This window comes from Symmachiella dynata (assembly GCF_007747995.1).
Taxonomy (GTDB): Bacteria; Planctomycetota; Planctomycetia; order Planctomycetales; family Planctomycetaceae; genus Symmachiella; species Symmachiella dynata.
The window spans coordinates 1,397,905-1,421,115 of the sequence record NZ_CP036276.1 but is presented as its reverse complement, the minus strand read 5'-3'; the positions used below and the strand labels follow the sequence as shown (position 1 = coordinate 1,421,115).

The 23,211-nt window shown below is 55.5% G+C and carries 17 protein-coding genes; 10 read left to right on the top strand and 7 right to left on the bottom strand.

Annotation, left to right across the window (positions count from 1 at the left end; all coding sequences use genetic code 11):
* The first annotated feature begins 59 nt into the window (after nucleotides 1–59).
* The 5 genes from Mal52_RS05390 to Mal52_RS05375 all read left to right on the top strand — a co-directional run bounded on the left by Mal52_RS05390 (nucleotide 60) and on the right by Mal52_RS05375 (nucleotide 9,073).
* Complete coding sequence (locus Mal52_RS05390) at nucleotides 60–3,917, top strand: serine/threonine-protein kinase (RefSeq protein WP_145374685.1); 3,858 nt, start codon at nucleotides 60–62, stop codon at nucleotides 3,915–3,917.
* A gap of 554 nt (nucleotides 3,918–4,471) precedes the next feature.
* Nucleotides 4,472–5,263, top strand: a complete 792-nt coding sequence (locus Mal52_RS05385) for a phosphoadenylyl-sulfate reductase (protein WP_145374684.1) — start codon at nucleotides 4,472–4,474, stop codon at nucleotides 5,261–5,263.
* A gap of 95 nt (nucleotides 5,264–5,358) precedes the next feature.
* Nucleotides 5,359–6,360: a 3'(2'),5'-bisphosphate nucleotidase gene (locus Mal52_RS05380; RefSeq protein WP_145374683.1), complete on the top strand. Its 1,002-nt coding sequence runs from the start codon at nucleotides 5,359–5,361 to the stop codon at nucleotides 6,358–6,360.
* A 152-nt stretch (nucleotides 6,361–6,512) separates the two neighbouring features.
* Nucleotides 6,513–6,611, top strand: coding sequence for a 50S ribosomal protein bL37 (locus Mal52_RS30445; RefSeq protein ID WP_369299126.1), 99 nt, complete (start codon nucleotides 6,513–6,515; stop codon nucleotides 6,609–6,611).
* An 839-nt stretch (nucleotides 6,612–7,450) separates the two neighbouring features.
* Nucleotides 7,451–9,073, top strand: coding sequence for a trypsin-like peptidase domain-containing protein (locus Mal52_RS05375; protein ID WP_145374682.1), 1,623 nt, complete (start codon nucleotides 7,451–7,453; stop codon nucleotides 9,071–9,073).
* A 57-nt stretch (nucleotides 9,074–9,130) separates the two neighbouring features.
* On the opposite strand, the gene Mal52_RS05370 is transcribed toward Mal52_RS05375, so the two are convergent.
* Nucleotides 9,131–10,033 (bottom strand): sugar phosphate isomerase/epimerase family protein, encoded by a 903-nt coding sequence (locus Mal52_RS05370; RefSeq protein WP_145374681.1) that lies wholly within the window; start codon nucleotides 10,031–10,033, stop codon nucleotides 9,131–9,133.
* A gap of 211 nt (nucleotides 10,034–10,244) precedes the next feature.
* Between Mal52_RS05370 and Mal52_RS05365 the strand changes: the two genes are divergently transcribed.
* Complete coding sequence (locus Mal52_RS05365) at nucleotides 10,245–11,498, top strand: hypothetical protein (RefSeq protein ID WP_145374680.1); 1,254 nt, start codon at nucleotides 10,245–10,247, stop codon at nucleotides 11,496–11,498.
* A gap of 273 nt (nucleotides 11,499–11,771) precedes the next feature.
* On the opposite strand, the gene tnpA is transcribed toward Mal52_RS05365, so the two are convergent.
* Both tnpA and Mal52_RS05355 read right to left on the bottom strand, forming a co-directional pair.
* Complete coding sequence (gene tnpA / locus Mal52_RS05360; RefSeq protein ID WP_145374679.1) at nucleotides 11,772–12,224, bottom strand: IS200/IS605 family transposase; 453 nt, start codon at nucleotides 12,222–12,224, stop codon at nucleotides 11,772–11,774.
* Between the two features lie 274 nt (nucleotides 12,225–12,498).
* Nucleotides 12,499–14,079, bottom strand: a complete 1,581-nt coding sequence (locus Mal52_RS05355; RefSeq protein WP_145374678.1) for an SDR family NAD(P)-dependent oxidoreductase — start codon at nucleotides 14,077–14,079, stop codon at nucleotides 12,499–12,501.
* Nucleotides 14,080–14,472: 393 nt separating this feature from the next.
* Between Mal52_RS05355 and Mal52_RS05350 the strand changes: the two genes are divergently transcribed.
* The 3 genes from Mal52_RS05350 (at nucleotide 14,473) to Mal52_RS05340 (ending at nucleotide 16,946) form a co-directional block, all read left to right on the top strand.
* Complete coding sequence (locus Mal52_RS05350; protein ID WP_145374677.1) at nucleotides 14,473–14,697, top strand: hypothetical protein; 225 nt, start codon at nucleotides 14,473–14,475, stop codon at nucleotides 14,695–14,697.
* A gap of 106 nt (nucleotides 14,698–14,803) precedes the next feature.
* A complete protein-coding gene (miaB, locus tag Mal52_RS05345; protein WP_145374676.1) occupies nucleotides 14,804–16,267 on the top strand; it encodes a tRNA (N6-isopentenyl adenosine(37)-C2)-methylthiotransferase MiaB in 1,464 nt (487 codons plus the stop codon).
* 256 nt (nucleotides 16,268–16,523) lie between these two features.
* The gene (locus Mal52_RS05340) at nucleotides 16,524–16,946 is read left to right on the top strand and encodes a hypothetical protein (protein WP_145374675.1); all 423 of its coding nucleotides are present in this window, start codon (nucleotides 16,524–16,526) and stop codon (nucleotides 16,944–16,946) included.
* 135 nt (nucleotides 16,947–17,081) lie between these two features.
* On the opposite strand, the gene Mal52_RS05335 is transcribed toward Mal52_RS05340, so the two are convergent.
* The 3 genes from Mal52_RS05335 to Mal52_RS05325 form a co-directional block, all read right to left on the bottom strand.
* Nucleotides 17,082–17,486: a hypothetical protein gene (locus tag Mal52_RS05335; protein WP_145374674.1), complete on the bottom strand. Its 405-nt coding sequence runs from the start codon at nucleotides 17,484–17,486 to the stop codon at nucleotides 17,082–17,084.
* A 407-nt stretch (nucleotides 17,487–17,893) separates the two neighbouring features.
* A complete protein-coding gene (locus Mal52_RS05330; RefSeq protein ID WP_145374673.1) occupies nucleotides 17,894–18,649 on the bottom strand; it encodes a DUF6348 family protein in 756 nt (251 codons plus the stop codon).
* Between the two features lie 1,004 nt (nucleotides 18,650–19,653).
* Nucleotides 19,654–20,514: a transposase gene (locus Mal52_RS05325; RefSeq protein ID WP_145374499.1), complete on the bottom strand. Its 861-nt coding sequence runs from the start codon at nucleotides 20,512–20,514 to the stop codon at nucleotides 19,654–19,656.
* A 145-nt stretch (nucleotides 20,515–20,659) separates the two neighbouring features.
* Here Mal52_RS05325 and Mal52_RS05320 point away from each other — a divergent pair, with 145 nt between their 5' ends.
* Nucleotides 20,660–21,025: a hypothetical protein gene (locus tag Mal52_RS05320; protein WP_145374672.1), complete on the top strand. Its 366-nt coding sequence runs from the start codon at nucleotides 20,660–20,662 to the stop codon at nucleotides 21,023–21,025.
* A 652-nt stretch (nucleotides 21,026–21,677) separates the two neighbouring features.
* Here Mal52_RS05320 and Mal52_RS05315 read toward each other — a convergent pair.
* The gene (locus tag Mal52_RS05315; RefSeq protein ID WP_145374671.1) at nucleotides 21,678–22,559 is read right to left on the bottom strand and encodes a YitT family protein; all 882 of its coding nucleotides are present in this window, start codon (nucleotides 22,557–22,559) and stop codon (nucleotides 21,678–21,680) included.
* Nucleotides 22,560–23,211: the final 652 nt, after the last annotated feature.

Here is a 23,211-nt window from a genome sequence, read left to right as displayed (position 1 = left end):
TAAATTGGTTCCATCAAAGCGGTTTAAGCTTTTGATTGTATTTGAGTTCTAGAGGTTCAATGACGACCGATCCTCATTCGTCTGCGGAATCCCCCGGCGGAAATCGCTCCCCGGCCACCGGTCCCGGTGCCACCACACGGCCAAGCGCCGGTCCGAGCGCCAGTCCAACTGCCGGTCGCGGTGAGATCCCTCAATCGATCGGCAAATACCGCATCGAACGACGTTTGGGCGAAGGCGGCATGGGGACAGTCTACCTGGCCCTCGATACCGAACTGAAACGCCACGTCGCTTTAAAGTTGCTGCGTCAAGAACGTGCCGGCAATCCCACGCTCGTCAAACGCTTTCAAGCCGAAGCCAAAACCGCCGCCGCTCTCAAGCACAAAAACGTGGTCGCGGTCTACGAAGCGGGTCAAGTCGATGGCTTCACCTTTATCGCCATGGAATTCGTAGACGGTATTGATGTCCATGATCTCGTGCAGCGCCGCGAAGTCATTCCCGTCCGCCGCTCCATCAGTATCATCAAACAAGTCGCCAGCGCGCTACAACATGCGTATGAACGAGGGGTCGTCCACCGCGACATCAAACCCTCCAACCTGTTGATCCAGCGCGATGGAACGGTCAAATTGGCCGATTTGGGCCTGGCACGGATCATCGATGAATCCTCCGATGCGGGAATCACACGCGATGGGACCACCGTCGGCACTGTCGACTATATGTCGCCTGAACAAGCCCGCAACAGCCGTTCGGCCGATACCCGCAGCGATATTTATTCGCTCGGCTGCGCCTGGTATCACATGCTCACCGGCGAACCCCCCTATGCCGATGGCGGTTTAACACAACGTCTGCGGCTGCACGCCGAGGGAAAGCCCCCCGATCCCCGCGACCTGAATCCCAAGGTCCCCGAGGGAGTCGTCGCCATCTTGAACCGCATGTTGGCCAAAAATCCTGATGACCGCTATCGCACACCGGCGGAGGTGATCAAGGAACTCGATAAAGTCAGCCTGCAGCGCAGCACGGTAGCGGGACAAATCCTGTCCGAATTGGACGAGCGCGAGGAGACGGATGACAAGCCTGTTATTAAAGTCCGAAAAAACGTAGCCCCCTTGCCCTCCCGAGATCCCAAGTTGGGCAAGCCGGAATCTGAAGGGACGATCGTCTTTCCGATGCGGCTCGTAGGAACCGTGCTCACCGGAATCGCCTTGTTGGCGTTGCTGCTCTACGGTTGGTCAAACTGGATGCCCAGCTCCAGCGAGGAACCTGTCGATATCGATTTCACCAGTGACCCGCTCGATGTCCGCGACCCGTTCGAACTCCAAAATGCTCCCGAATTCGACCCCTTCGCCCCCAACGAGAACCCCGAGAACGAAGACAAACAAAATCCGCCCCCCGACGGTGCCCAAGCAGCCCCCGCCGAAGATCCCTCCGCTGCAACCCTCACTCCGCCCGAAAACGAACCGGTTGTGCAGGGAGAACCCAAAACCGTAACCCCGGTCGAACGCGCGCTGGCACAACAACCGTACCTCCCCGACTGGGCTGCGCGTTCCACAATTGCTGCACGGCGAAAAGGCTTAGTCACGGCCACCGTCGCACTCCCCTCGGCGATCGGTCCCAACGCCCGTCCGCCAACCATCCCCCTGAAGCCGCATCTGGAGAAATTGCCCGAAGCTGGCGGAATTCTCCGACTGCCGGCAACCGGGCCTTATGAATTGAATTTGGCCCAGCTCCAAAATCATCAGCACATCGTGTTCAAGGGGGGCACCCCACGCCCGGCGGTCTTCATCCGGCAAACAGCGGGCCAGCCGATCGCCCTGGACGTCTCGCTCCCCATTTTGGAATTCGACGGGCTGGACCTGTTTTTCCAAGTCGACGACGATTCCGCGCAACACCCTGCCGTTGCCATTCACGCCGGTGCCGGCGAACTACTGCTGCGAGACTGTTCCGTCCAAGTGCTGGGAAACCAGCAGGCGAACATCGTCGCCCTCCAAATCGAAAAGCCCGCAACCGCCGATCTCTCCGCGACCGCGCGGCTGCTTCTCGACCGCTCGGTCCTCATGGGGCCGCATCTGACCGCTGTGCAGGTGGATTCCGATCACGCCGACGTTGTGATTCGCGACAGCCTCATTGTCTCGGGCAGCGCTCCGGCCCTGCAAATCGCGCAATCGCGCGCCACCGCAGCCATGTCACAACGCTCGCTGCGATTGATCGGCGACACGATTGTCTCCAGCAGCCACGCGGTTGAGTTAATCAACGGCCTCTCGATCGGCGATGTCGCCCCCACACAAATCACCGCCATCGATACAGTTTTCGCCAACACCGCAGCAGTCGAATCAGCCGCCATGTTGGGCTTGCGAAACTGGCCACGCACCGCCGGACAGCTTCAAAACCTCACCTGGGAATCAGCCGGCTCAGCCTATCAAGGTTGGCCGCGGTTAGTGCAAAATCGGAATGCGAAAATCACAGAGGGCATTGCCGCCGACTATACCGATTGGAAATCGCTCTGGCCGGTCCCGGGGGAAGAACCACAGTTTCATCCCACCCCCTGGCCCACATCCGCAGTCGGTTTTTCACAACCGCTGGACTTAAAACCATTCACCTCCCAAACGCTTCCCAATACAGTCGCCGTCAGTCTATTGGGTGACCAACCGGGCTGTCGTGTGGCGAACTTGCATGTCGGCACGGCAACTCCCCTCACAGAGACACGCGACATTCCCCCCCGCCCCTCTTTTCCAACAGCCGTCGCAGCGGAATTCAAAAACGCCGAAATCATCCCCTTCGATTTAACCAAACGGGACTTGGGTAGTTTTCTCCGCAAGACCCGACTTCCGCCGCGCGTCGTGATTGTCGCCGAAGGATATGGACGGCGGGAAATCACGCCGTTTTCGATCACCGACCGCGCCGTACGAATTGAATTTCGCCAAAAAGGGGGGGAAGTCCCCCTAAAACTGGTGGCTGCCGCAAAAGGTCGCGCCTCTGTGAACAAGCCAGCGAGCGATGCCTTGATGACCGTAGTGAGTGGCCGACTGGATATCGTAGGGGGCGATTTTGAGATGTCCGCCTCCGCTAAGCGGTCCGGTTTTGACTGGTTCCTCGACGTGCGCGATGGCGGTTTTTCGATTGAGCAATGTCACGTGGCCCTGCGGTCGGGCAATTCCGACCACAAATCGGGACTCATCCGCTGGCAAGACGACACGGCCGGAAACTCGGCAACTCAACCGCGTGTGGGACTGATCCGCGACTCCTTCCTTGTCGCCGATGGAACGCTCATTCAAGCTCAAATGCGACAACGGCAATTATTCGTCGACAACGCGATCCTGGTTTCACCCGAAACGATTTTTTCACTCGACGTCGATGTTTCTCCCGCAATTCCGCCCAGCAGCCTCGTCCTGCAAAATTCCACACTCTCGGCCGCGAGAAATTTTTTCGAGGTCTCCACCGCCGACCCTCACGATTCGCAACGCGCCGCCTTGGGGATTTTTGCGGAGCGGACAATCTTCGCCGCACCGCCACACACCGATTCAAAGACAGCAACACCAGTCGTATTCGCCGACCGCTCCGCCACCGCGAGCGGGACCGTTGCCTGGATCGGCGAGCAGAATGGCTACTCGGATGAAATTAAGAAGTTCGTCGTGGCCGACCCCGTGAAACTCGCCGACTCATCAAATTTCAACCTGGGCTGGATAGAGACCTGGGGCCAGAAGAACGTCCGCTCCCCGCTCGCCAAACCGGGAGGCGTGCTGTTTGCCGCGCCACTCCCCACTTTGGAGAAATTAGTGCCCAAACATTTCACGCTGCACAGCAGCGCCGAAGCGAACTCCTGGAACGGCCAACGGCTCGGCGCAGACCCTGGCAAGATTGTGCCCCAAACATCCGCCGGAGCCAAATCATCATCCAAGCGAACGAAATCCAACGGGTTTTGAAGTTCACGTCCGGAGTATCGCCGCGACCACTTCTCGTGCCAGCAACCTCATGCCAGTTGTCTGACGGATGTCCCACAAAAGAACCCGCTGAACGGGAAGCTGTTGACATTTCGTCCCACTTAAACTGCGATGTTGCCGCTTTCGGGACCGGTTTGCTACACTGTCGCGCTGTTGTGGCGACGAATGCACGGTCAGAACATGGATTGTGCCATTCCAGCCACAATTTCATGTTCGATAGCGCTAAGTGAAATCGCCAAAATGCCGATAACATTCTATCGTCTATCAAGTTACGTCGCGGGTAAAACTGGCAGAACGTCCGTCAGTCCGCACGTGGACCGACGTCCCTGGATCGGGAAAACGCAGCCTGACACGACACTGGCGGACAAGCCGCCAGTGGCACCCCAACTCGGGACGACCTAAAACGAAATGGAACGTTGTCGTACTTTAGAAGTCCCCATTACATTCGTTCGCCGAGTTCTCACGCATCCTCGGATGTCGGTATCTCAGACCGATACGTAATCACCCTCAGAATCAAAAAGTGCACTTAAGCACCCATGGCCAAACTATCTCAGGTTGATCTCACTGATCTCAATCGTTCGATGGAAGAGCGCACGCCGCAAGAATTGCTGGCGTGGGCCGCATCGATCTTTGGCAAGCGCGTTGCCATTATGTCAGCGATGCAAAAAGCCGGTAGTGTCGTCTGCCATATGGCATCGTCTGCCAAATTGCCGCTCAAGGTCCTCTTCGTCGACACCGGCGTTCATTTTCAGGAAACGCTCGAGACCCGCGACCGCATGATCTCCGATTACGGGTTGGACGTCATTACCCTGCACCCCAAGCAGACCATGGCGGAACAATCAGCTGAGATGGGCGTGCTCTATCTGACGCCCGATGGCCAAGCCAAATGTTGCGACCTACGGAAAACCGAACCGCTGATGCAGGCCACCAGCGACTACGATGCGCTGATCAGCAGCCTCCGCCGCGCCGATGGCGGACGACGGGGGAACGTTCCGATACTTTCGATCGATACCAATACCCAAACGCTGAAGATCAACGTCCTCGCGAATTTCGGCGACCAAGAGTTTAATGACTACATCGTGCGGCAAAGCGTCATCGTTAACCCGCTACACGAGCAAGGATTTTCTACGATTGGCTGCAATCGTTGCACCACCCCCGTCCTGCCCGACGAAGAAAAACGGGCCGGGCGCTGGCGGCATCTGGGGCCTTGGGCCATGTATTGCGGGATCAATCCCACCGATGTCGACCGCGGTGGATCACCCGCGATCGAGTTGCCCGGGGAATTGATCGATAAAATCCTCGGCCGCAACGATGATTTCGTCATCTGAGACTGCAGCCCAATAAAAGAGTCTCCAGACGTTTCCCCAATCACATGCGGGAACCTGGGTGACATGGCAAGAATCGTTTTAAGACAGGACTTAGCATGCTGGAATCGGAAAAGGAATTCGCTCTCTCTGCTGTACAGGCCGCCGCCGCGATTTGTCGCCGCGTGCAATCCGGCATTGCGCTGGACAGCTTGGACAAAAAAGACCGCTCACCCGTGACGGTCGCCGACTTCGCTGTGCAAGCATTGATCAGCGGTTTGTTGGCTGAGCAATTTCCCGACGACGCATTGGTCGGTGAAGAGGGAGCGGACCAACTGCGTGAGGCGAGTGCCGAGGAATTGCGAAATCGAGTCGTCGCCGAGGTGCAAGCAGCGCGCGACGATGATCCGACCAGCGAGACCGTGCTGAATTGGATCGACCGCGGACAGGCAGCCGGCGGAGCACAGGGGCGATTTTGGGTCTTGGACCCGATCGACGGCACCAAAGGTTTTCTCCGCAAAGAACAATACGCGATCGCCTTGGCCCTGATCGAAAACGGCCAAGTGCAGCTCGGCGTGCTGGGCTGCCCGAATCTGCCCGAATCAATGGACCAACCCACCGGTCCCGATGCCGGATATGCCTTCGTGGCGGTCAAAGGCCAAGGAACAGAGGCCGCCAAGATGCCGGCGGACGGGACGCTCGGGGAATTGTCGCCGATCGCCGTTTCTTCCTCCGACGATCCCGCTTCGGCCCGACGGTGCGAATCGGTCGAGTCGGGACATGCCAGCCACGATGAAATGGCACAAATCGCCGAAAAAGCGCAAATGACCGGCGAACCGGTAAGACTCGACAGCCAAGCCAAATACGCCACCGTGGCACGCGGCGAATCGGTCGCCTATTTGCGGCTCTCCCCCGATGCCAGCTATACCGAAAAAATCTGGGATCATGCCGCTGGAGAGATCGTGGTGACCGAAGCGGGCGGTGTGGTGACCGACTTGTTGGGCAAACCGCTGGATTTCACCCAAGGCCGCGGGCTGGTCAACAATCGCGGCATCATCGCCACCAACGCCGCCCTCCACGAACGCGTGGTGCGGGCGACAGCTGAGGTGTTGGGGTTTTGAGTAAGGCTTGAGGCGTGAGGGGACAGGCTTGAGGGATGGGTTGGCAGCCGTTTTTAGCCGAATCCGCTTCCCTTTCGATGGTTTCGCTCACCTGCTATAATGTTTGATTCAAACTCAACCGAAAACTCAACTCATAATTGCGAGGTCATACAATGGCGAAAACACAGCGGAAATTGAAAAAGGCGAATCACGGTGCCCGTCCGGCCAGTTCCAAGGCGCGCAAAGCCAAACGAGCGAAGCTGAAAACGTAATATTACGTTTGCGACGAATTATAAAACATGCAAAACGGCAGGCCAATTCGGTCTGCCGTTTTGCATGCGCTGAGCGCAATCCGCCCATTCTTTTCTTAGCCACAGATCAACACGGATCAAACACGGATTAGCGGCGTGATCCCCGAAATTCCCAAACCGACGGCTTGCCGTCGCATTGTGCGATCCCCAATAGACAACGCGCCGTCCTGAACTCTCACACGAAACAAAACATGTTTTACAGGGAAGTTGAGAGGCGAGAGCGTATCAAAGCGTTACCTCAAAACTCTCGACTGTTTATCTCGTAATCCCTTATGGATTAAAACTTTATCTCTTTTCATTTTGAGATTACGCTTTTCTAAAATTCGGCACGCCTGCTGCATATTGATGACTTCGTTGCGGCGAATGTCGCTGTGACAAACTGCTGAACAACGCCACTCCGACCCAGGAAACCCGGTATTGTTCGGCAAGTTTCGACGAGCCAGGAAGGCGAGTCGTTGTTGTAGTTTTTTCAAATGTTTGGAAAACTTTGCAAAATGTTGGGCATGGAGGCCTGATTGATGCGTAGTCCTGTAATGCGGCGTCTCCCGCGACGCCTTGACGCCCCGATCCCCCCCGTGTGGGGCGTCCGACCCAATCCCCGCGTGCAGGATGCGGATTCAAATCCCCTCAGGCTTTGCTGTCCACGACGCCGTGCCGCCAAATCCCCTCTCTCGGTACGATTCCCCGCGTCGCATTGGCTTTGCAAAGTTCTCCGCTTTCGCGGTTGCTAAAGACCCCTCTCCTCTCTCTCCCCCACTGCGAAATCACTTCCTCCACTTCACATCCGGAGTTGCTTGAATATGGTTACTTCCCAACTACTCGTTATGTCAGCGCTCGTGCTTGGTGCGACGCCACGAGGTGTTGTTTACGAATTTACCGCCAGTTGGTGCGGTCCCTGCCAACAAATGAGTCCGATGGTTTCGCGATTGGAACGTCAGGGACTGCCGATCAAAAAGATCGACGTCGACAAGTATCGCGCCTTTTCGGCGAAATATAATGTCACCAGCATTCCAGCGTTTGTGTTGGTGATTGACGGCAAAGAAGCCCAACGGATTGTCGGGGCGACCAACGAAGCGAAACTGCGCGAGATGTTCGCCAAAATCCCTCGCGAAGCGGCGCCGTCTAAAACCGGTGCGGAGGTCCAACTCGCCAGCAGTCGCTCCCCAGCGGCGCCCGCCGGACGCGGCCGTGTCTCCCCCCGCTCCAAAAAGGGTCGATTCCGCATTCCCTTCCTAGGCAAAGCCGACGACGAACCGGAAATCGACATCAGCGAAGCCACGGTGCGTGCCAACATCGACGAGGGTGACGATGCCCCCGCCGCCTCACAGATCGCCACTCCGATGGAAGCCAGCGTTCGCATTCGTGCCAACAACGGTACCGGTATTAATTATGGATCCGGCACCATCATCTCCAGCGGCAACGGCCGCACCATGGTCCTCACCTGCGGACACATTTGTCGCGGCATGGTCAAAAGCGGCACGATGGAAATTGATGTTTTCTCCGGCAAACAACGCAAAACCTATGTCGGGAAAGTCGTCGCCTACAACGAAAAAGCGGACGTCGGATTGTTGGAGTTTCCGTCCGATGAGAACTTCCCCTACACTCCCGTCGCCCCCGTCGGGCACGGCGTTAAAAAAGGCCAAGCGGTTGCCAGCGTCGGTTGTGGCGGTGGCGATGACCCCACTTTGCAACAACACCGCGTCGTCTCGCTGAACCGTTATCTGGGACCGGACAACATCGAGTGCACCGGTGAGCCGATCGAAGGCCGTTCCGGTGGCGGATTGTTTGACGAACATGGCGCGGTGGTGGGCGTTTGCTTCGCTCGCGACCCTCAAGATCACCGCGGACTGTATGCCGGTCTCAAACCGATTCAACAACTGCTTGATCGTTGCCAGCTGTCGCACCTGTATCAACCCAAAACCACAACCGAGTCCAACGCACCGGTCATCGTCGACAACACCGAAGACAACCTTGGCGATGAAATCGTGCTCAACGACGAAGACGAACAAGAGCGCGTTTACACCGCTGAAGACCTGGAGGGTGCGGTTGCTGCTTCAGAGGCGGCGGCGATGGACGAATTGACCAGCGGCGTGACCGACCTCGACGCCCTGCAAGAGGCGCTCTCCAAAGTGGGCGAAGCCGAAGTGGTTTGCGTCGTACGTCCCATCAACAACCCCCGCGCCGCCAGCCGTGTGGTGATCCTCAACCGCGCCAGCGACAAGTTCGTGAAGTACCTGACCAACGAGTTGGAATCGGACCCCATGTACAACACAACGTCGCTGAGAAAGAACTTCTCCGCTAAGAAGAAAACCACCAACCCCAATTCGCCGCCGGTCGCACAGCCCAAGCGAACAACAACGGCAGCAAAAACCCCCACCGCAGCCAAAATCCTCCGCCCCTACCGCCGCCAACGCGCGAAATGAAGGAAGGCAAAGCGACACACCAGTCGCGTGGGGCCCGTCGACTTTGTTGCCAGCGCATTAACTGCGGCATTGCGATGCCAAGAGGCGGATCTTGTCGGGGAACAACGGCAAAGCGATTTCGGGATCCTCGATCTCCGGATGCCACGCCTTTTCCCACTCCAAGGAATACCAGCCGTCGTACGCGGACCATTGTAATAATTGCATTGCGTTGAGCGCGGGAAACCCTCCGCCGCCGAACAACACATAATCGGCATGCCGATGTCCGCTCATCAACGCATGGGCTGCTTGAGCGGCCGCGTCGGTTTCCGCATCAGAAACCGCTTCCGGCCGCACGACCGAATCCTTCCAATGCGTGTGACGAACCCAAGGTTTCAGCCGGGCAAAAGTCTCTGAGAGCGGTTCCTCGTAAAACCGCCAGGGATGATGCGTATCCCACAGCACGCCCGCGTTGTCGCTCTCGACTTGCTCCATCATCGCCTGCATCGCATGCGAATCAGAAAAATCGCCGTGCGTCTCGATCAGCACTTGGACCTTCTGCTCGATTCCATAGTCGGCCAGCGCTGTGATCCCCGCAGCCACCTGCGCAATGACCGTCGCACGCCCCGCTTCGTCCTCGACAGGGGGCAAGGTATCGCCGAAGACCCGCACGAACTCCGCTCCCAACGCAGCGGCCAAGTCGATATAGGCCCGGCCGATTTCCAGTTGCTGTTCACGCTGCGCGGGATCGGGATCGTCGAAACGTACCGACGAGGCTAGTCCGCACACCTGAAACTCGGCCGCCGCCAATTCCGCGCGCCGCACCGGCAACTGCTCCGGCTGAAATTCCGCACGAGCCAATAAGTCGGTCTCCCCCTCCAACAGACGAATCTCCACTCCGGAATACCCGTAGGCTTTACCCCGCTCGAGCAGTTGCTCCCAACTCCATTGCGGTGTCCCCAATGTCGAAAATGCGATCTTCATCTGTCTGCTGCCTTGAATCTATTTCAAAATCCGGTTGTGCTTGTCTCAGAAACATACATACAAGTTTGGGCGGGACGCATCAGAGGGTTTTGAATTTTCCTCGAATCGTTTTCAACTCGCTACGGACTGCCATTGCCCGCATTCAATGGTTACCTTGACTATAGACCGCCATATTCCGAATTGCGAGACGATCACACAAGAACCCACAACCATGTCCGATGCCCCCTCACCACACCTGTTGCCCGAACACCCCGTCGTAGACGCTGCCCTGCGCGAGACAATCGCGCGGGACTATCAAACATTTGCCAAGCAAGGGCTGCCAACGAACCTCGAAGCGTATCTGGCGGAGCGGTATCACATCGACGTCGCTTCGACCTATGCGGGCCTGCCGATCACCAATCCGTTTGGCAAAGCCTCCGGCCAATTATCAATGACCGCCCGGCAAGTCGAGGAAGACGTACAAGCCGGGCTCGGTTTCGTGGTGCTCAAAACCGTGATTGCCCAAGACGAAACCGGCGCGCAGACCATGGGGGAATGGGCCGTTAAAGAATCGCGCATGGTCGTCGAACCAATCACTAGCCAATCAGGCGAACCGGGTTGGACGGTGAGTTGGAAAGGCCGCGGCTGGTGGGGGACGTTTGACGAATACCTACAACTGATCCGCGCAACCCGCCAAATCGCCGCTGACGGAAACACGCTAATCGTCCCCTCCTGCAAATACCATCTGCCAACGCCCGAGGAGGATGCGTGGAAGGAGAGCGAATACCGCTACACAACCGCCAAGATCTTAGAGGCCTGGCAAGCCGGCGCCACAACAAATGAACCGATGCCATTGGAAAAAGATTTCAGCCCCACGCTCGCCGGCAGCGATCGCTCGGCGCAACAAGCGAAAATTCTCGAATGGCTGACCACCGTCCCACGCTTAATTCGCGCTGGACTGGCCGATGCGGCACAAGTTCGCGTAGGACTTAAAGTCTTCAACGCTCTGTTCGATGACGACTTCCAATTGGCCATGTTGCAGGCCATTCACGATGGCGAGACTCGCCCCGACTTTTTCATCTACGGCAATCGCCTGTTCGATCCTACCCGCGAATTCGACGGCAAGCGGGGCATCGCCTACGGCGGCCCGGACCTGAGCGACCGCAACCTCCGCATCATGTCCCGTTTCCAAACCGAGTGCGATCCCCCCCTCCCCTGGTCCGCCACCGGTGATATCCACAGCGGCAAAATGGCCCTCGAATACGCCCTCCGCGGCGCACGCAGTTTTCAATTGCACACGTTCTTCCAAATGCCGAATGCCCATTACACAGCTACGGTCGGCAACAAGACCCAAAAGGCGCTGCACGAATTGTATTTTCATCCCGAACAGGGGTTGATCATGTGGATGTTGCACTTAGCCGGCGTGTTGGGTTTGCCGCGGGGCGGTGTGCGATTGGCGGACGTGATTGGGCGCGGCGGATGTTGAATATGGCCTTCGGCCAAAGGGCATTTGATTTGGCACGAATTCCTAGGGCGTTGCCCTAGGCTAAGGTGTCGATTGGCCTTTGGCCAATTTTACGCAGGGTGAATTTGTTCGTAAATTCGTGATCATTTGTGATACGGTCATCATTCGCAATCGTTCAACATGCATCAGGCTTTTCTGGCCGAAGGCCTTCTTTCCACCTTAGCCTGGGGCAACGCCCCAGGTCGTTATGCGGTTGCCACAAGATTTTGGCCGAAGGCCATATTCACAACGGCATCAATCCCAAACATACCGTTCGTCAAATTCCATATTGTAGCGATTCAAGAATTCGCGAAACTCTTCCTGAAATGTCTTGGTCCGATGATGCTCTTCCTGATTGCGAACATAAGTTTCCGCATCACCAAGATGAGTGGGGCTCACTGAGAACATTGCATAGCCGCGCTGCCAATAGAATTGGCCGTATTGTGGACCGAGCGTCTTCATGAACTTGGATGATTCGCGTTTGACCTGCTCTACGATTTCAACGGGAGTTCGCATTTTGCCCATCTCGAACAAAATGTGCACATGGTCGGCTACTCCACCGACAACCACATAGGAGGAATCCAGACTACGCACCGTCGTCGCCAAATAAGCATGGACGCGAGGCCGTATCTGGACATCGAGAAATGGGTGCCGATTTTTGGTGCTGAAAACCAAATGGGCATACAACTTGGTGAGCGACTGAGGCATGGTCGTCTCGCGACAAGAGGGGCGTTACGGTGAACATGGCCTTCGGCCAAGGGGTATTTGATGTTACCCGAATTCCTAGGGCGTTGCCCTAGGCTAAGGTGTCAATTGGCCTTTGGCCAATTATTTGAGGGCCGAATTTATTTTGCAAATTGTATACGACCCGTAACTCCGCCATCAAATTCAAACAGCGCGCCACACATCAGTTTTTTGGCCGAAGGCCTTCTTTCCACCGTAGCCTGGGGCAACGCCAGGAAATCTGGTGACAATGGCCCCCTCACCAATTCGCGACCTGATAATCCTTCAAAAAATTCCCCCACAGATGTTCGCCGCTGAGCATTCCGGCGAAGATGGGGTCGCAGATGCGGGCGGCGGCGTCGATGGTGTCCAGTGGGGGGTGGAAGCCGAGTTCTTCGCGTTTGCGCTCGGCGATGTCGGCCGGGTCTTCGTCGGTGATCCAACCGGTGTCGACGCTGTTCATGTGAATGCCGTCGGCGACGTAATCCTGGGCGGAGGTCCGCGTCATCATGTTCAGCGCTGCTTTGGCCATGTTGGTGTGCGGATGTTTGTCGGTTTTATACGCTCGGTAAAAAATTCCCTCCATGGCCGAGACGTTCACAATGTGTTTGTCACGCGTCGGGACGCGGACCATCAGCGGTTTTAGGCGGGCATTGAGGATGAACGGCGCCACCGCATTCACCAAATGCACTTCTAACAATTCGACCGTCGGCACATCGGCCAACGGTAATCGCCAACTGTTGATCGATCGCAGGTCGACTTGTTGCAGATCATGATCGTATTGCCCGGTGGGAAAAATCTCCGCTCCGCCAGCATGGTCACCGGGAGCCAACGGAATTTGCGATAACTCCGCTGCACGTTGGATCCCAGCCAGACTATCGCGGACCTGGGCGGGTAAGGTCTTTCCATTGGTGGGGCTGATCAGACCTTGGCCCCGTAATTGCTCATACGATTTCAACAACGGTTCCGCTGCGGCCGGCAGTGACTCCAACGACCGTGTTTCCCCCTCCATCAGATGCGCATAAAACCCGGGGGGACGGCGGACGGTTTGGCAGGCGTTGTTCAATAGAAAATCGAGTCGCGGCAACGTGGCGACCAGATGTTCGGCCAGCAACTCGACGCTCGGCGTGTGCCGCAAGTCGATGCCGTACAATTGCAGCCGGTCCTTCCAGTCCCCGCTATCCGCTTCGTCAAGAAATCGTTGCGAGGCATCACGGGGAAAACGGGTCGTGACGACCACATAAGCCCCGGCGCGGAGCAACTTCAGAGCAGCCTGAAAACCGATTTTCACACGGCCGCCGGTCAGCAGTGCATATCGCCCGGACAAATCGGCCGTTTGGTTCCGTTTGGTCCAGTTGAGCGACGCACAATCGGGGCACATCGAGTCATAGAACTGATGCACGCGGTCGTAGTCCCGTTTGCAGATATAACAACTGCGGGCGACCTGCAGGCGAGGGCCGAATTGGTCGTCGGGTTGCGTGTTGGCCGGGGGTGGCTCCGGTTCGAAGGGGGCCGGGGCGCAGGCCTGTTTGATGCGTTTGGGAGCGAATTGCTTACGGATCCCGGTCTGGGCCAGCAGCGATTCGTCCGCCGCCTTCTGCTCAGCCAATGCTGCTTTTTCGCGTTTTTGGATCGCTCGCCGCAGTTTCATGCGGGAAACACGGTCCGGCACCGCCACGCCCTCGGCCGCCCGCATCAAGCGATGCATCTCCTCCTGAGACAAACGTTCCAGCAATCCACGATCGGCCGCCAATTGTTCGAGGACCGCAATGGCCTCGACCATGGCGTCATGGGTGGGTTCAGGGTCAGTCGCGGATTCCGCATCGTCTGCCAAGGTCATTGGGGATGTCGTTTAGAAAAATCAGGTGTCAGTTTCAGGGGACCGCAGCGCATATTAGCGAATCGCCACACAAGCATCCAATGCCCGCCGCGCAAAGGCTTAATTCAGCGCGTACCTTGGCTGAAAGCCAATAAACAACATAGCCCAGGGCAACGCCCTGGGGATACGGTCCGCCCCCCAAATCCATTGGCTTCAACGCAGATTTCCAAACACCCACCCATTGAACCTGCCCATGATCCTCGACCTTACTACACCGACTCTCGCCGTAACATTCGATGCTGCAAGCACCTCCGTGCTCTCCGTGTCTCCGTGGTGAATCCCCGCCGGCCGGACCTCGTCTTGAAGCAACCCGCAGGCTGTGTTATCGTTTCTGGCCTAGGAAACCGGCGAATCATGACGAAAATCAAGGAGGACGTCATGGAGTTTTGGCAATTGGGCCTGTATGCTGTTGCTTCGGTGTTGGCATTGAGATCGTTGACCACGTTGATGGCCAATCACCGCAGTCGTGCGCGGCGCGATGCCGCCATTCAAGCGCGATTGCGAATCAATCAAGGTTTGACTAAGCAAGCGGCACCACCAGCGGGCGGAAAACAGCAAGCAACGGCCAAAACGGCATGAACCGTTTCGGACGCCCGTACATCAGCCAGGAAGGCGCCCCGACTAAAATTCCGTCAGGCCGCTGCCTGACTCACGTGAGAAATACCGACAACGGCGCGAAGAATCTATGACCACATCGGCCGAAACAGCCGTGCACAACGGCAAACTATTTATCCATACCGTCGGCTGCCAGATGAACGAACTGGACAGCGAACTTGTTGTCGCCGCCCTGCGCAAGCATGGTTACGAATTGACCGCCGATGTGGCCGACGCCGACACGGTGCTGTTCAATACCTGTAGCGTCCGCGAACATGCCGAGCACAAAATCTATTCCGCCCTGGGCCGCTTGAAATACAGCAAACGCAAGCGACCCGATCAAGTCATCGGCGTGATGGGCTGCATGGCGCAGAAGGATCAAAAACTGATCTTTCAAAAAGCGCCGCACGTCGACCTGGTCGTGGGGACCGGACAATTATCCGAAATCCCCCTGTTGATCGACAACGCCCGCGAGAACCGCGAACGGCAGATGGCGGTCAGCCTCGCCCGCCGCGACGCCACGCGTCAAAAGGTCGCCGACAGTTTCGAAAGTTACGACCCGCTCCGCGATCCGGAAATGCGGCACTCCGCGTTTCAAGCCTACGTGCGGATCATGATTGGTTGCGACAAGTTTTGCACCTACTGCGTGGTCCCCATGACGCGCGGTCCGGAACAAAGCCGTTCCCCCAGACACATCGTGCAAGAAGTCCAGCAACTCGCCGCCGAAGGGGTCAAGGAAGTCACCCTGCTCGGGCAAACGGTGAATAGTTACCGGCACACCGAAGATGGTCGCGAATATCGGTTGTCCGATTTGATCGCCAGTTTTCACGACACCCCCGGCCTGGAGCGGATCAAGTTTGTGACGAACTATCCCCGCGACATGACCGACGATCTTCTGCAAGCGGTTCGGGATCTCCCCAAGGTTGCGCATTATTTGCACGTGCCGGCGCAGTCGGGGTGTGATGAAATGCTTAAGCGGATGAAGCGGGGTTACACGGTCGAACATTACCGCGAAATGATGCACCGCATTCATGAAACCGTGCCGGACTGCTCTGTCTCCAGCGACTTCATTGTCGGCTTTTGCGGCGAGACCGATGCCGCGCATGAAAAGAGCATGGAGCTGATTCGTGAGTTCCGATTCAAGAACAGCTTCATCTTTAAGTACAGCGCCCGCACCGGCACCAAGGCCGATGCGATCATGTTGGACGACGTACCCGAAGAGACCAAGCGCCGCCGCAACAACGAGATGCTCGACTTACAGAACGAAATCAGCGAAGAGGACAACGCCGCCCGCATCGGCCGCGAATATGACATTCTCGTCGAAGGCCCCAGCAAAAGTGCGGTCAAAGCGGGCGACGATGACAGTATCCCCCAAACCCAACTCTCCGGCCGCACCCGTTGCGACCGCATCGTCGTCTTCGACGGCAACCGCCGCCTCACCGGCAGCACCACCCGCGTACGAATCGACGACTGCACCGCAACAACGCTAATCGGCACGATCGTGACGCGCGAGTTGCAACACACCGCCGATGGCGGTCTGCCAATCTTGGGGTGATAGGCCACCAAATGGGTAGCCCTGATTGCGCAGCAATCAGGGCGGGCGCAGCCCGCAAGAAGCCGCGGTTATTGCGTTGCATGAGGAGTGAGGACTGGATGGATCGCCGTTTGGAACGAGTCGGGTTCGCGTGGGAGTGGGGGAGGTACGACGGCCGTAACGTCATGGGAAACCCGGTGGCTGCCAATAACCACGGGTGGTACGATGAATCGAAGAGTCTTGTAAATCAAGCAGTATAATACAAGGTTGTCGACAAATGAGACTCCGCCTACTTGCGATACTGCCGTTGATTACAGGCTGTATTGGCGATGCTGACGTGCCCATCGTCTGCTCGACTGATCTGCCAGGCACTGAGTATTCGATTTGGTTACACGGCCCTCACGAGATTGGCTACTTCTACACAATTGGATCTCCCGACGGAGACTGCGGTTTGCGAAAACTTGGACAAATCTCGATTGAGGAACCGGTAAATCCCAAGCTGGAAGACCTAGGAAATGGGGTGTTTCGTATCACCTGGGAAAATCCAGGTGGCAAGGCATTCACGACGATCGACACCGAAAAACAACTGATTGTCAACGACAGTAACAAGTCAAACCAGCAGAATACGCCTTTTGAAACGCCTCGGTACTTGCGACCTGAATATGCAGACATAATAGAGTCTATAGATCGCGACAAGTAGCGTTCGGGTGGCCCCGAAAGATTCTTTCGGGGCGGCGCAGCCGCTGGAGTAATTTGTATCGTGTCGGTAACTTTGCGGGCAGACCTCCTGCCGACTTCGTCGTCCCAGATCGATTCTATCAGGGCCAGCAGTGATTTAACTCCAGTATGCGCGAATCGTCACGGTTCCCGATTGTTGATCAACTTCCAATTCAGCGTGTTGGGCGCCACCCCCGGGTTCGATATCGTATTTCCAAATTGAACCGACTTTCTCAGGCGTGACATCTTTCGTTCCAGGGGACTCTTTGAGCCAGGCATTGGTGTCGTCGAGTGGTGCGACAAAGGAAACCGCGAATTCACGGGTGAACAGACTTCCGACATTCTCAACGTTAAGGTCCGTAGCGCTCGTCGGGAACTCATTGAGACGTGCCCATTCCTTGGTGCACTCTAGTGCGCTGTGGTAGTTTTGGTATCGAAGATAGAAATAGCCCGCAGGGACCAGAATCAGCAACAGCACCGTAAATACGATGAGAGAGCGCAACAAGTTTCTGGAATTAGGCATGTTCGCAAGGTCCAGCGAAGAAACAAGAATTTTTACCGTGACGGCAACTCAGAGTCACAGCTTTGTAAGGCGAAGTGTTGTGTGCAACCGCATCAGTCAAGCTTTTTTTATGAATGCCTTCTGTCTGCCGCCTGTGATGCAATAAGGAGTGGGTTTAACCAACCCAAATTGGCAATGGAGTAAAAACGGCGACGCGGTATACCGTGGCACAGATCAGTGTAGCGAGTACTGCGCACGGGAGTCACTGGCTTCGCCAGTGCTTTTGAAATGCATGCCGAACTACATTCTAAGCGTGCGACCTTTTTTGTGTCCAAACGAAAAACACTGGCAGAGCCAGTGGCACCCTGGCGAGCAGCCCCCCTTTAGTCAGATTCTATCTGGGCCACACGCTTCGCTACATCGCTTTCTCACCCTTCGCTGTCTTGGACAACCAGGAAGACGCGAACACTGTAAAAGTCTTCGCCTTGGGGCCAGTTTACCTGTAACATTTCGGACCGGACTGCACCCCAATCACCGTTGTCAAGTAGTACTTCAAGGGCAGTTGGTTGGTTTTGCATTTGGGAATAGTAGCAACGGACCCAGTGTGTACCAGGTGGCAACGAGGATGCCTTAATTTGGGATTCGAGGGCCTTAAACCATGCGGTTGGTGGCTCATCAGGATTTGGCACCGTGCCTCGGATACCCATGTTTCCGATTGTCACGCGCCTTGATTGGCCATTGATGTCCCATTGTTCTGTTTCGACCTGATCATCATCGCCATCGCGATAAAAAGCCGCCAGAAGAACATGGAATGAGTTCGCCACGAAGTTCTGAATGCCGTCGGTTATGGCTTCGTCTTTTGTCAGGCCGATTCCAGCGAATGATTCCATGAGAATACGGTCTGGGTCGACTCGCAAATAGACGTCAATTTGAATGCTCGTCACGTTCGAGGACGGTTGCATTTCTCGGACAATAGCGCCGCAAATGGATGGACGATTATCAACAAGAATCCAGCCATCACGACTCGTGGCATCCAATCCGTGATCGCGCAGCAGTTTCACAAGGAGAGGATTGATGGTCGAATCACCGCGCACATCTGCTGTTGGCTGTGATGCTGCGTTAGACGGTCCTGGCATTGACGGTGGCGATTCAGAGCAGCCGGTCAGAGTGGCCAGTAGAATCATTGCGAAATGGCGTAGTGTATTGAACAATTTAGACCTGTATTTTTAAGAAATACGCAGCCGCTGGAGTGAATTGCTTCGTGTCGGCAACTTTGCGGGCTGATCTTCTACCGAATTTGTGGTTTCAGATGGAAACGATCGAGGCTACCCGCACGGGTGCCACTGGCTTCGCCAGTGCTTCTGAAATGCATGCCGAACTACATTCTAAGCGTGCGAAATTCTTTGTGTCCAAACGAAAAACACTGGCAGAGCCAGTGGCACTCTGGCGGATCACCGTGATCAATTTGGCCAAGTATTTGTGTGACGTTGATCATCTCAGGAAGTTTACAGCACGTGGAGCCCGGTTACTAGAAATTAATTCGTACGACTGGGGAGTTCACTTCGCAGTTATTTACCCCATCGTGATGAGACGGGCTCACATAGTTTAGCGCCCCTGGGACATTGTACTAACGCGTGCAGATCGCTTTGCATTTGACGAGCATTTTAGCTGCGTGAATAGTGCTGAAGGTACGGGTTCTCCTTGATGCCAATCATCCCGATGAGCTCCCAACCTACTCGTCAGATGCGATCAGACTCCCAAACGAATCTGCAAAAACTTTCATATTTCTAGAAAAGTGTGACTGACCACGCTGCTGTTTTTCGCATTGTATTGTACAGCGCGTCTTTCCCAGTTCGGTTGATCACGACGAAGTGTGGATTATTGAGCGAATTCCTGATTGATCAGTTGTTAGTGAATGCATTGCAACAGTTGAGTCGTTCTTCGGACGAATCGGGGACTTCTCTGTCGGACACTCGATTTACGAGCAGAGGTGTAGGTCTATTTCTACCAAAACCAGTTGACAAACCTCTAAGTGTTCACAGGAAAAGGATTCCGGTCAATCCTGAGGCTCACTGGTCAAGAAGTCTTTTGAGCGTTTTGAGTAGCATCCCAAAACTGTTCACTAATAGAAACAGTTTTGAAACTGGTTTGCCTTGTTGAAAACTGACCGATTACCCCACGCTGGTCGCTAACGCCGCAAGGCATAAGCGAGGACTTTGAGGCCGGCTTCAATAATGAGGCTGCTTTCGGAGCGGGCAGCGAGCGCAGAACCCATCGTCCGTTTCAAACCGCTCATGAACGATTCCACTAGCCAACGCCGGCCGTAACCATTTTTCTTCAGCCGCTGCTTCGTCATCTGTTGTCGATACTCGCCGCCCACGCTGCCGTCCGCACGATGCACCGCCGGCGGAATCCAACTTTGCACGCCCCAGCCCTCGCGACAGTACATGTGAATCCACTCGGCATCATAACCCGCGTCGGCAAACAGCCGTTTGGGCTGCGTAACATGCCGCACTTTCTCCAATAATTCAGGCGCTTCGCATTTGTCGTTTCCCGGCCCCCAACCGACCACCAAGCCGGCTGGCAACATCGATCCAGCCACAACACAGACCGAGAGTTTCACGTATTTCTTTCGTGTTTTTCCGCTCCGTACGCGAAAGTGTGCACTGGCCGACGACGTTTCCAAACCGGTCGAATCCATCGATGCCTCGTCCGCATCAGCGGCAAATTCCTTGATGATCTCCGCCAGCATGGCGTCAGTGATTTCCAGGACGTGCGAGCGATCGGCGAAGTATTTCAACGTCGAGTAGTGCGGCAAACGCGTGAGCTCCATCCGTTCTCGCAGTTGGTCGGACGCGCCGAGGATGTCGATGATGCCGCGATAGGTGGTTTTCAAGTACGCTTTGAGAATCAGGATTGTCAGCAATTGCGACTGCGTGAATTTCTGCGGGCTTTTGGGGTGCGAATAAGGCTGGACGAATTTCGTAGACAGCCGCATCGACAGTGAAGCGACTTCCAACAGCACGTTCGGTTGATGGGGGTTGCTCATAGCAGTTACATTTAGCGCGCTGCGGCTAACAATTCAAGTGGTGTTTTCAACAAGGCAAAACTGGTTGTAAACGAGTCGTAAGTGTGGTGCTTACCTATGAAACGGTTTACAATTTTCCGTTCCCTCCAAAAAGGAGAAGCAACTGATGCCAATTCTTAGAGTACTGAGCCTGATATGTCATGAACAAGAAGACAACACTGGGCACGATGACGCCTACATTCGAATCAACGGTTCGGATTTTTGGGGCCCGAAGCCTATTCACGAAGGGCAACCACGAGTCATCAACAAGGACTACCTATTCAATCGCCGTGCGAAAATTGGACTATATGAGTCCGACGATTGGGATCCCGATGATTTCCTGGGAGAACAGATGATTACGAAGGCGAATGTTGGGCAGGGCGAGATTGAGTTGCCATTCAAAGAGGATGACGCGAACTACACAATTTACGTTGAAGTTCTCGCAGACAACAAGAAATCTGCCGATGCGATTATCGCATTAAACAGAAAATAGCGGTGATCCGTCAATCAATAAGAGCTTCGAATTGATCGAGTTGGTCCGGCCAGAACTGCTGCAACCGTTCTGGCCGTGATCAACATTTGGGTAGCAAGCATCGTCATCGTTGAGAACCGTGCTTATTTAGTACAATGCTGGCGGTAGCACTACTCGGCCGTTTTATACCGGACCGTCAAGCCTAACGTCTCAAACACGAGCCTAGTCGACATCAATAGCCGTAATGCGCAGACAATACGCTCAGCCAACATCGGCGGTTGTGCCTTCAGTTCTTTCGCGATGGCTTCTCGAATTTAGAAGCCGCCCGGAAGTTCAAAGTACCTGTTTTAGCTGCGGTCCAGGATCATCCAGCCAAACTTCATCGATGTCCTTGAAGAAAAGCCATACTTCGGGAGTCTCCTTTTCTTTGTTTAGCGATTCAAACAACCGAAACTCTTCTTCGAATCCCGACGAATGCTTCCCGGTTGGTGAGCCCCACCGCGCGGGTGCCACTGGCTTCAAAAGATTCTTTCGAGGCGGCGCTGGAGTGATTTGCATAGTGTCGGAAACTTTACGGGCCGACCTTCCGCCGACTTGGTCGTCCCCGATTGAAGCTATCTGGACGTCGATCAGTAAACGCTTTGTTCTACCCCGTTTTGCCTTGCCAGAAAAGTCAGCCAATCGGGGCAATATGGTAACGGCGAGAAATGCCCTCGACGTTGTGATAGTAGTAAAAACAGTCGGGGTCGGCGGCTTGAATGGCGGCAAGCACTTGAGGGAGTTCTTCGTGTGTAATGATCGTGCGGACGACGACAAACGTGTCTCCGCTGCGACCGCCGGTCCCTTGATGCAATGTATAAGTACGATGTGCGGATGTCGTCGTGATCGCAGTACCGACTTCTTTTTCGTTGCGTGTGATGATCGCGAGCATCGTGATTTTGAATTTGCGATACAGGTTATTGAGCGTCTCAGCCGAAGCGAAAATGTAAATGCAGGTATACATCAATGTGTTGACGACCGATTCAAACTGCCCGTTCTTGATGAGATCCATCACCAGGCCGAAGGTTGTTGACCCGATGGCGGCAACAATGGCAATCGAGCCGACAGGCTTTAAGTACTTGACGGCAAAATAGGCGCCAAGAATATCCTCGTCGCCGGTTGAACCCCGGTTTCGGAAAGCAAGTGCTTTCGCGACCCCCGCCAGCAGGCCGCCAAATAGAACCAAGATGATTCGCTCGTTCTGAGGTTCTGGCTGCGCGAAACGTAATTCCGGAAGCACGGCCAGTCCCACAACGACGGTGCCAACGACCAGCAGGGAACGCTGCGCGAACACGCGGCTGACGCGCGCAAATGCGAATACGAGCAACGCCGACTGAAACAGCACATAGAGCCCAATGAACAGCCAGTAACTGTCAAAGTAGTACGACAATGCCGTCGCAATGCCCTCGGTGCCAGTCAGGATGACTTTGGAAGGCAGCACAAAGTATTTCAAAGCGACGGCATACAAGGCGCCAGCAAGAAAGACGAGACCATACTCAATCAAGGTTTGACGCACAAAGATTCATCCGTAAATAGGGACGCAAGCAGGAATGCGTCATTGAATTCCGTTCCCATCGGGCCAGTGAACGCATAACTTGGCAACAGAACTTACCCGCCTCTTCACTGGAGTCCACAAACGTGCGGCCTCACGCGCAGGCAGTCGCTTGGATTGTATCTATTGGTTGCTACATTGTCGCCCCATTTTCCGTGGGGAGAGCGCCACGCGGGTGGCCCCGAAAGATTCTTTCGGGGCGGCGCCGCCGCTGGAGTGATTTGCAACGTGTCGGCAACTTAGCGGGCCGGATACAGGCGAATGGTATGCTCGCCATTGATCATGTTGCTTCGGGTGCAAGTTCAAACTGATCTTGGCGGTACGTGATCCGGAATGGGATTCCGGATTCGTGCGACTGCCACCCAGCAGTCACTGCAAATTGTATGGCAGATCGCACAAAGCTGGGAGTCACAATATGCGGATCGAAAGGTAAAGCATCTCGGTATTCTGGCTCTAACCAATCGACCCAACCCCAGTCAGCAACAAGTGCTTGGCCGCGGCGACTTGATTCGCTGTCACTGTAGACCACGAGCACGCCCTCGAATTGCCATTGATACTTTACATCATCGACGACAATTGACCGAAAGCGACGTTTCTTCGCGGGGCGTGCCATTTC